This is a genomic window from Ornithinicoccus sp. (genome assembly GCF_057176825.1).
Map to the genome: position 1 here is coordinate 2,570,292 of NZ_CM169976.1, position 9,594 is coordinate 2,579,885.

9 protein-coding genes and 1 pseudogene are annotated in these 9,594 nt (G+C 71.9%); 2 read left to right on the plus strand and 8 right to left on the minus strand.

Features of this window, described 5'->3' with window-relative positions:
- Window positions 1-72 precede the first annotated feature (72 nt).
- From AC1QRC_RS12805 to AC1QRC_RS12835, 7 genes and pseudogenes are all read right to left on the minus strand, one after another.
- Complete coding sequence (locus AC1QRC_RS12805; protein ID WP_484203682.1) at window positions 73-921, minus strand: MBL fold metallo-hydrolase; 849 nt, start codon at window positions 919-921, stop codon at window positions 73-75.
- 84 nt (window positions 922-1,005) lie between these two features.
- On the minus strand, window positions 1,006-1,674 hold the full coding sequence (locus AC1QRC_RS12810) for a hypothetical protein (RefSeq protein ID WP_484203683.1): 669 nt from the start codon (window positions 1,672-1,674) through the stop codon (window positions 1,006-1,008).
- A gap of 283 nt (window positions 1,675-1,957) precedes the next feature.
- Window positions 1,958-3,442 carry a M14 family metallopeptidase gene (locus AC1QRC_RS12815; RefSeq protein WP_484203684.1) on the minus strand — a complete coding sequence of 495 codons (1,485 nt, stop codon included), beginning with the start codon at window positions 3,440-3,442 and terminating at the stop codon, window positions 1,958-1,960.
- Window positions 3,443-3,629: 187 nt separating this feature from the next.
- Window positions 3,630-4,514, minus strand: a complete 885-nt coding sequence (folP, locus tag AC1QRC_RS12820; protein WP_484206636.1) for a dihydropteroate synthase — start codon at window positions 4,512-4,514, stop codon at window positions 3,630-3,632.
- Between the two features lie 135 nt (window positions 4,515-4,649).
- Window positions 4,650-5,120, minus strand: a pseudogene (locus AC1QRC_RS12825) (GrpB family protein); the annotation flags it as partial.
- Between the two features lie 30 nt (window positions 5,121-5,150).
- The gene (locus AC1QRC_RS12830) at window positions 5,151-5,759 is read right to left on the minus strand and encodes a class I SAM-dependent methyltransferase (RefSeq protein ID WP_484203685.1); all 609 of its coding nucleotides are present in this window, start codon (window positions 5,757-5,759) and stop codon (window positions 5,151-5,153) included.
- Window positions 5,756-6,760, minus strand: a complete 1,005-nt coding sequence (locus AC1QRC_RS12835; RefSeq protein ID WP_484203686.1) for an NAD(P)/FAD-dependent oxidoreductase — start codon at window positions 6,758-6,760, stop codon at window positions 5,756-5,758. The genes AC1QRC_RS12830 and AC1QRC_RS12835 overlap by 4 nt, the downstream gene beginning before the upstream one ends.
- 67 nt (window positions 6,761-6,827) lie before the next feature.
- On the opposite strand from AC1QRC_RS12835, the gene AC1QRC_RS12840 reads away from it, so the two are divergent.
- A complete protein-coding gene (locus AC1QRC_RS12840) occupies window positions 6,828-7,412 on the plus strand; it encodes a helix-turn-helix domain-containing protein (RefSeq protein WP_484203687.1) in 585 nt (194 codons plus the stop codon).
- Window positions 7,413-7,497: 85 nt separating this feature from the next.
- Entirely contained in the window at window positions 7,498-8,181 is a 684-nt protein-coding gene (locus AC1QRC_RS12845; protein WP_484203688.1) for a biliverdin-producing heme oxygenase, read from the plus strand.
- Between the two features lie 10 nt (window positions 8,182-8,191).
- On the opposite strand, the gene AC1QRC_RS12850 is transcribed toward AC1QRC_RS12845, so the two are convergent.
- Entirely contained in the window at window positions 8,192-9,559 is a 1,368-nt protein-coding gene (locus tag AC1QRC_RS12850; protein ID WP_484203689.1) for an MFS transporter, read from the minus strand.
- Window positions 9,560-9,594 lie beyond the last annotated feature (35 nt).

Sequence of the window (9,594 nt, forward strand, 5' to 3'; positions counted from 1 at the left end):
AGTCGCAGGCGGTGTCGTGAGGTGGGGACGCGTGCGGGAGGGCAAACTCAGAACTGCGCGGCGGAGTCACGTTCAGCCGTGCCACCAAACGTGGAACGTCGCGAACTCGCGCTCACCGGGTTGGCCGTCGATCGAGACGAGGGCCTCTTGGAGCTCAGTGAGGCGGTCTACCGGCATCTGAGGGGGTGCCTCGTCGGGCTGGTAGGTCATCCCCATCGGGTAGGCCTCCCCGGTGCTCGACATCTCCACGTGGCACCCCACGACATACGAGATGGGGTGCTCCTGCGCCCAGGCGACCAGCCGGTCCACGGAGGCGACGAGTTCGTCCCAGTCCTGCACGTAGACGCGCCCCGGCAGGAGCGAGTCGCCCGTAAGCAAGAGGCCGGTGCCCCGGTCGTAGAAGGCGGTTGCCGACGGGTGGTGACCGGGGGCAGGGATGACGTCCACCGTCCGCTCCCCCAGGTCAACGGTCCGGTGCGTTGCGGGCCAGTCGTCGAACCCATAGTGGGTGACGACGTCCGGCAGCGCGTGCCCGACGACCGTCGTGTGTGGGCGGTCGGTGAACTGGCCGTCGGCGGCCCGGTGGTCACCGTGCCCGTGCGTGTGCGTCACGAGTAGTTCGTAGCCATCGGGCACCTCCCCCGACCACCAGGTGGCGATGAGCTCGTCGACGGTCGCCCGCAACGGGAAGTAGTCCGGCTCGGGCGTGGCGCCGGTGTCGACCAACATCGCGCGCTGCCGACCGAAGAGGAGGAACATGAACGGCGCCTCGAAGTGCACCGACTTGTTCTGCCGGAGAACCACCAGGTCCAGGCTCACCCAGTGGGTCTGGATCTCCGGCGCGGGGTCATGTTTGGGCGAGGGGTGGCCGGCGTGCCAGGTGACAGACCAGTCCAGTGGGGGCAGCGCAGTACTGAGCATCCAGCCCAACGTAGCAATCGAACCCGGGGGCGGGCACTCGCTTTTGACCGTCCCCGGAGTGGCGCGCCGGGGCCGCCCGAGCAGCTAGAGGAAGACCACGTGCGCGGCGCCGACCCAGCTGGACTGCCCGCCCTTGACCAGGAAGTACTCCGTGCCCGACTTGCCCTCGCGCATCGCCACGGCGCGCCACCCTGGCTCGTCCTCGGAGGGACGCCGGGTGTTGCGGGCCGGCAGAGGTGACAGTCCGATCGGGGTCGCCCCAGACTCGGCGTGGTCCGGGGCGGTGAAACGCTCGCTCGCCTCGCGGATCATGGCGGTGGCGACTCGCTGACGCGCCTCAATCGTGGCGACAGTGGCGGCTGCCCTCCCCCGGACGTCGGAGCCCAGCAGGTAGGCGATCCCGATGATCGCGGCAGCCGCGATCACGGCCAGAGCCAGGATCGCGAAGGGCTGGTTCCAACTGCTCCCCTTCGCCAGGCTGCCCCAGATCGCCGTCACAAGGCCGGCCATGGCAGCAGCGGAGGTCCCTATGGCGGTCGACCACCACTTGGCCGCCGCCGTGGCACCCGCCTCGATGACGGAGACACTGTCAGGGGGGCCCAAGACGGCAGCGCGAACCCCGCCGGCCTGCTGCTGGTCACCGTCCTCTGGGAGGAGGGACACCGAGCGGAGCAGATCGACGGTGGGGGCACCGAGGTCCTGACTCTCGGGCGGGTCCTGCTCGACGGCCTGCCCGGGGATGCGAATTGCCATGGGGACCACCTCTTCCTCGAACCCAGCGTCCTGGTCTCACGCTGGAGTGAAAGGTCGGGCGTGTGCACGAAAGGCGCCCTCACAGTTGTCACTGTGTGTGTCGCGAGGCGGCCTGAGGGCCTCCTCCGAGAGGTGTCACTGCACGTGCCGCAGGTGCCGAGGTCCACGGGTGCGAGAGCCGCCGCCGTCGGCCCGGTGGGGCTCCGGAGATCCTTGCGGAAACTCAGAATCAGATGGTGGACCCGGCCAACGCCGGCGTCAAGAGGGGTGAGTATGCCGGTGATCAGTCACATGCGACCGGGTCGCCCTCGGTGATGCCGAAGTTGGCGCGCTCGTCCAACAGGAGCGGGATCAGCGGTTGCGCGGGCTGGGCCATGGTGACCACCACACCCTGGCGCTCTCGACTCGTCTGCACCCCGTGCAACTCCAGGGTGGTGCGCACCTGCCGGAACTGGGTGTCGGTGAGGACGTACGCGCACGGTGGGGCCAGGTCGACAGCGTCCGGGGTGGGCAGGGCGTTGTCTGCACCGGCGAAGAAGTACGGCTGGTCTCCGCTCGCGCCCTCCTCGGTGGCGGCCTCCCTGGCCTGCTCGGTGGCCTGCTTGATGCCGCTGCCCTGCTCCAGCATCAGGTCCAGCGTGGCCTGGTTGGCGAGCAGGTGGGTGCGGACCCGTCGGATGTTGCCCTCGGTCTGCGACTCCTCGCCGGAGAAGTCGTTGACCCGGCTCTCGGTCAGCTGCCCCACGCGGTGCTTCAGACCCATGGTGTTGCGCATGATCCGCTCGTCCTCGTTGCCGGCGACCTGGGCGATCTGCCGCCCGTCGGCGTCATACCAGATGCCGTAGTCACCGGTGGTGTAGTCCTCGTACTCCACGGTCGGGTCGATGTAGTCCTCGGCCAACTCGACGGCCAGGTCGTAGATGCCCTCATCGACGTTCATGTGCCGCGGCCAGAGACGGATCAGGTCGCGCTCATAGACCTCGGCCCGGCCGCTGTACTCGTGGGCGTCGTGGACCACCTGGGAGTCGTAGTCCAGTAGCACCTGGGCGATCGCCCGGGCCTCCAGGGTCTCCAGCGCCAGGTGGTCGCGGTTGATGTCCACGCCCTCGCTGTTGCCGCGGGTGTTGGCCGCGACGCCGTCCGGGTTCACCGTCGGGACCACCAGGATCGTCGAACGGTCCAGCAGCCGCCGGGTGGCGGGGCTGTTGTCGAGCGCGAGGTTGCGGATCATCTGCAGGCAGGACTCGCGGCCCGCAGGCTCGTTGCCGTGCTGGGTGCAGGCATACAGCACCGAACTTCCGGCAGCGACCTCGCCAGGGGTGCGCGGCTCGGCACCGATCTGGACCAGGTCCATCCGCCTCCCCTCCAGCGTGGTGCCCGCCCGGGTGATGGACACCCGGTCGCTGATCGCGGCGACCTCGGCCAGGAACTCCTGCTCTTCCTCGAGCGTGGTCCACGACGCACCACCACGCTCCTCGAAGCCGGTCTGCGGGCCGTCCTGCACCGCCTGGCCCGGCGCCTCGGCGGCCGGGCCGTCCTCGGCCAGGGGCGCGGTGAGCAGCCCAGGCTCCGGCTCCCCCGCCGGGCCCTCCTCCGGAATCGGCGCCTCCTCGGGCTCGACGGCCGAGGGGAACGGCAGGTCCTCCTCGGCGGCGGGATTGGTCGCGGCCAGGGTGCCGGTGAGCAGACCCGCGACGGCGAGTCCGGACAGACCGGTGCGGACACCCCCTGCGCGTCGGAATCCTTGGGGGGGCAGCAACGTGCGCATGGGTCACCTCGTGGGAGTCGGTTCTCGGTGCCCTCGACGCTAGGCAGGACCCCGCTCCGGGACAAGGAAACCCACCAGTAGATGGACGCGGCCCGGCCTAAGGTTTGCGGCGTGCGAGGGCGCTGCACACCTTGCCCGGTCCCCTCCCAGACTCAGTCGGCCGGACCACCGGCGCCGACCATCCCGGTCACGGCTCCCCGCGCACCGACAGCAGCGGGGCACGGTCGCCCCGGATGGTGGCGACCATGTCGACGACCCGTCGGGTGGCCCGGACGTCGTGCGCCCGGAAGACGGTCGCGCCCAGCCAGGCCGCGACCGCCGTGGCCGCGAGGGTCCCCTCGAGGCGGTCGTCCGGCGGCAGGTCCAGGCTCTCCCCCACGAAGTCCTTGCGGCTCAGCGCCTGCAGCACCGGGTAGCCCAGCCGCGCCACCTCGGCGGTGTGCCGCAGCACGGTGAGACTGTGCCGGGTGGTCTTGCCGAAGTCGAGCGTCGGGTCGACCAGGACCCGGTCGGTCGGCACCCCCGCAGCCACCGCGCGTGCGGCGCCCTCCCCCAGGGCCCGCAGCACGTCACGGACGACGGCCAGGTCATCATCGCCGTGGGCATCGGCATACCGGACGCCGACCGGGTCGGTGCGCGGCGGCAGCCCACCGGTGTGGGAGCAGACGATCCCGGCACCCACCTGCGCCGCGACGTGCACCAGGTCGGGGTCGTGCCCCGCCCAGGTGTCGTTGACCAGGTCCAGACCGACGGCCGCTGCCTCGCGGGCCACCTCACTGCGCCAGGTGTCCAGGCTGAGCACCAGGTCGGGGTGCGCCGAGCGGGCGGCCTCCAGGAACGGCACCACGCGCCGGATCTCCTCCGCGGCGTCGACCTGCTCCCCCTCTTGCCCCGCGCGCACCCCGCCGACGTCCACAATGTCGGCCCCGGCGACGACCGCCTCCTCCAGGGCCGCCAGTGCCGACGCGAGGTCGTCGTGCCGGTTGCCGGACCAGAACGAGTCGGGGGTCCGGTTGATGATCGCCATGACCGCGGGGCGCGCGGCATCGAAGGTCCGGCCCCGCAGCCGCAGTGCCGCCGTATGCGGACTGTCGCCAGGGTGCGACCCGTCGCCTCGGGAGTGGTCCCCGGGGCGAGCTGTGGCCTTGTTGACCTGCCGGATCGCCTGCCGCTCGTCCTCGGTCAGATCAGCCTTCGCCAAAACCTTCTGCAGCACCTCGGACTTGCCCGCGACGTAGGTCGCGATCTCCATCGCGGGGTCCGCGGCGAGGGCGAGCTTGACGTCCGCGTACTCCCGGCGCAGCGCGGCGTCCCGGCGCAGCACCTCCCGCACGGCCAGGTGGTTGCGCAGGCTGAGGACCCCGCGGGCACAGACGTAGACGTTGCGCCGCGGGTCGGTGTCGGGTGCCTCCATGGCCTCGCGGCCAGGAACCCCCAGGTCGCCGCGGTGCCGGTAGCCGATCACCTCGAGGGCAGCCACGGCCGCGGGGACCAGTGCCTCATCGACGACCACGTCGATGTCGATCACGGGCTTGGCGGCGAGGCCGGGCACCGCGGTGGACCCCACGTGCTCGACCTGGGCCCCCGGGACCGAGGCGAGCGCGTCGCGAAGCCCGGCCGCGACGCGCTCGTACCAGGCCGGCCACCGCGTCGAGTAGGGCACCACCTCAACTGCCATGGCGGCATCCTCGCAGGTGCTGCTGCGGGGTCAGCGACGGCGGGCGTGCAGCACCGCGTCCTGCAGCACGCGCCCGCGGCCCACCTCGCGGCGGCTCGTCCCCGCCTCCAGCAGGTCCCACGCCGCCGGGTCCAGCAGGGTCGCCAGCTCACCGGGGTGCCACAACGCGTGGCCGGGGGCGTGCTCGGCGGAGTGTGCATCGCCCGGCCCGTGACCGACCAGGAGCAGGGTGCCACCGGGTCCGACCAACCCCGCCAGGCGCTGGGCCAGCAGCTCGAACGGACCGTCCGGGTGAACGTAGTGCGAGGTGACCAGGTCGTAGCGCTCCCCCGCCACGGGGTCGTGGGAGGCCGTGAGGTCCCCCTGGACCCAGCGGATCCGGCGAGCGATCTCCGGGCCCCGCGCCTCGGCATACGAGGTCGCCCGGCGCAGCGCGGTCGGGGCGATGTCCACCGCGGTCACCTGCCAGCCCTCCCCCGCCAGCCACACGGCGTTGCCGCCCTCGCCGCAGCCGGCCTCAAGCGCTGCCCCGGACGGGATGTGCGCGGCGGCGGCGACCAGGTGCGGGCTCGGCGAGGGGCAGTGGTCCGCCGGGTGCGTGCGGTAGCGGTCCTCCCAGTATGCGGAGTCGAAGGTCATGCCGCGCCCTCACCCTCGGCCGTGGTCCCGCGACGGGCCGCGACCGCGTCCCTGACCTCCTCGGCCACCAGGTCGAAGTTCACCTGTGCCCCCACCATCGCCCCGGCGGCGGCCGCGGCGCCCACCTGGGCGGCGAGGTCCGTGACGTTGCCGGCGACCCACACCCCGGGGACCTCCGTCTGCCCGTAGGAGCTGGCCGGGATGTGCCGGCCCATGCCGGAGGGGTGGTCGACCGGGTGCAGTCCGAGCCCGGCGAGGAACTCGGCCCGTGGCTCCAGCACCGTGGCCACGGCCAGCGCTTCGCGCTGCACCACCGTGCCATCGGCCAGGCGCACGCCGCTCAGGCGGTCGCCGGAGACCTCGATCCCCACCACCTCGCCGGGCACCACCCGGATCCCCCTTGCTGCTAGCTCCTCGGCCTGCTCCGCAGTGAAGGCGTCAGCGGTGTGGGTGAAGACCGTGAGGTCGGGGCTCCACTGGCGGAACAGTTGCGCCTGGTGCGGCGTCATCGGCCCGGTGGCCAGCACCCCGATGGCGCGATCTCGCACCTCCCACCCGTGGCAGTAGGGGCAGTGCAGGACGTCCCGCCCCCACCGCTCCGCGAGTCCGGGCACCTCGGGCAGGGTGTCCACCAGGCCGGTGGCCACGACCAGGCGCCGGGCCCGGTAGGTCGCACCCTCGGCCGTCCCGACCCGCAGGTCGTCGCCGTCACGGTCCACCCCCGACACCACGCCGGCCACGACGGTGCCACCGTAGGACTCGACCTCGGCGCGCCCTCGCGCCAACAGCTCGGCGGGCGGCACCCCGTCGTGCCCTAGCAGACCATGCACCGCCTCGGCCGGTGCATTGCGTGGGGCTCCGGCATCGATCACCAGCACCGACCGACGGGCCCGGGCCAGCATCAGCGCCGCGTTCAGGCCGCCGGCCCCTCCCCCGGCCACGACGACGTCGAACCTGTCCTGTGCCGGGGTGTGCGAGCCGGCGCTCTCCTGGGTGCTCATGGATCGATGGTCGCGCGATGAGAACCGTTCTCGCAACTCCCGTTGCCGGTATGGCAAAGTGGGCGTCATGGAAAGCGACCTCGATCTCGCCCTGGCCGGCGTGGGCCCGCGCCTGCGGAGTATGCGCCAGGAGCGCTCCACCACGCTGGCGACCCTTTCGGCCACCACCGGGATCTCGGTGAGCACCCTGTCCCGACTGGAGTCCGGCGCCCGCCGGCCCACGCTCGAGCTGCTGCTCCCCCTGGCCCGCGCCCACGGGGTCACCCTCGACGAGCTGGTCGACGCCCCACCGACCGGGGATCCCCGGGTGCACCTGCGCCCCGTGCAGGCCCACGGCATGACGATGCTGCCGCTCACCCGGAGGCCCGGGGGCATCCAGGCCTACAAGTTCGTGGTACCCGGTGGGACGGGACAGGGCGAGCCGGAGCCGAAGACGCACGAGGGCTATGAGTGGCTGTACGTCCTCAACGGCCGGTTGCGGTTGGTCCTCGGGGAGCACGACATCATCCTGGAACCAGGGGAGGTCGCCGAGTTCGACACCCGGGTGCCGCACTGGTTCGGTGCGGCCGGCGACGATCCGGTGGAGTTCCTGAGCCTGTTCGGCCGCCAGGGCGAGCGGGCCCACGTGCGAGCCAGACCCCGCCAGGGTTGATGCCGGTGTCGGCCACGCTCTGACATACTGCTGATCGCCCCTCGTCCGCGGGGTGCGCGCCCACCGAGACCGCAGGGGGTCCTCCATGACCAGCTCCGTCGCACTCTCCGAGGCTCTCAAGTCCGAGACCGCCGCCGCCCACGAGCAGGCCGAGGGCTCGGCGTTCGTCGCGCAGCTCATCGCCGGCGGCGCCTGCGCCTCCGCGTTCAGCGCCCTCGTCGCGCAGCAGCACGTGTTCTACCGCGCCCTGGAGGGGACCCTGCTCGCCCACTACCAGGACCACCCGCTGGTCGCCCCGGTCGACGACCGCAGGCTGGACCGGGTCGCCGCCCTGGAGCGGGACATGGCCCACCACTTCGGACCCGAGTACGAGACCTGCCTGGCCAACGGCGACATCCGGATCTGTCCCGCCACCACGGCATACGCGACGTCCTTGGCCCACGACCACTCCCCCGAGATGATCCTCGCCAACCACTACGTGCGCTACCTCGGAGACCTCTCCGGAGGCCAGATCATCTCCCGCCTCGTGCAGCGTCACTACGGGACCCCGGCAGCGGGCCTGCACTTCTACGAGTTCGCGCAGATCCCCAAGCCCAAGCCCTACAAGGACGGCTATCGGCAGCGGCTGGACGCCATCGAGATGACCGGTGCCCAGCGTCGCCGGGTGCTGGACGCCGCGGTCGAGAGCTTCGAGGCCAACCGGCTGATCTTCGCCGAGCTCGCGGCCGCCCGCGAGCCGGAGCACGCTGCGGCCGGCGCCCCGCTCTGACCCAGGCGGCCTACTCGGCGAGGTCCTTGCCGGCCATGTCGGGCAGGAACAGCGCGGCCACCGCCGCCAGCAGGAACGCCGCACCGAACACCACGAACACCAGGGGTGTGCCGCCGACGTCGCGGATGAACGGCACCGACAGCGGCGCCAGGATCGAGGCGATCCGGCCGAAGGCCGCCGCGCTCCCGGCACCCGTGGCACGCACCCGCGTCGGGTAGACCTCGGGGGTCACGGCATACAGGGCACCCCACGCACCCAGGTTCGCCATCGACATCGCGCATCCCGCGACCAGGATGGTGGTCTCGGTGCCCGCCTGCCCGAAGAGCACCGCGGCGACCGCAGACCCCAGCAGGAACGTGGCCAGGGTCGCCCGCCGGCCCCACACCTCGACCAGGACGGCCGCGAGTGCGTAGCCGGGCAACTGGGCCAGCGTGATGTAGAGGGTGAACTCGAAGGAGCGGACGAGGGAGAAGCCCTGGCTGTAGAGGAGCGTCGGCAACCAGATGAACGCCCCGTAGTAGGCGAAGTTCACCCCGAACCAGGTCAGCCAGAGCGCGACGGTGCGCCGCCGGAGAGCCCCACCGAACAGGTCGCGCACCCCGATCGGCTCCGTGGCCTGCGCGGTGGCGGGCGCCGCGGTCGCTGGCTCTTGGTCGGTGCCGGTGACGGCAGGGTGCGGGCGTCCCGCCGAGGCCTCGAACTCGCGGACGACGCGCTCGGCCTCGTCGTGCCGCCCCTTGGCCTCCAGGAACCGGACCGATTCCGGCAGGCCGCGTCGCACGACCATGGCGTAGGCGGCGGGGACGACGCCGATGGCGAAGGCCCAGCGCCAGCCGTCGTCCGACAGGGGCACCACGAAGGTCGCCACCAGGGCGGCGAGCAGCCAGCCCACGGCCCAGAACGACTCGAGGATCACCACCATCCGACCGCGGATCCGCGTCGGGGAGAACTCGCTGACGAGGGTCGAGGCCACCGGCAGCTCCGCACCCAGTCCCAGCCCCACGATGAAACGCAACACCAGGAGCGCGGCCAGCCCTCCGACCAGGGCGGAGGCGCCGGTCGCCAGCCCGTAGACCAGCAGGGTCAGGGCGAAGACCGAGCGGCGCCCGATCCGGTCCGCGAGGAGCCCGCCCAGTGAGGCGCCGACCGCCATCCCGACGAAGCCGATCGACCCGAGCCAGGACAGCTCGCTGTCGGTGAGCAGCCAGTGCTGGGCCAGCGCCGCCATGATGAAGGAGATGAGGCCGACGTCCATGGCGTCCAGGGCCCAGCCGATCCCGGACCCCACCAGGAGCCGGCCGTGTTTGCCAGTGAAGGGCAGGTCGTCCAGCCGCTCGGTGCGACTGAGTGGGGTCTCGAGGTCCTGGCTGGTGTCCACCTGCTCACCTTATGGTCACGCCGAGAGTATGTCGT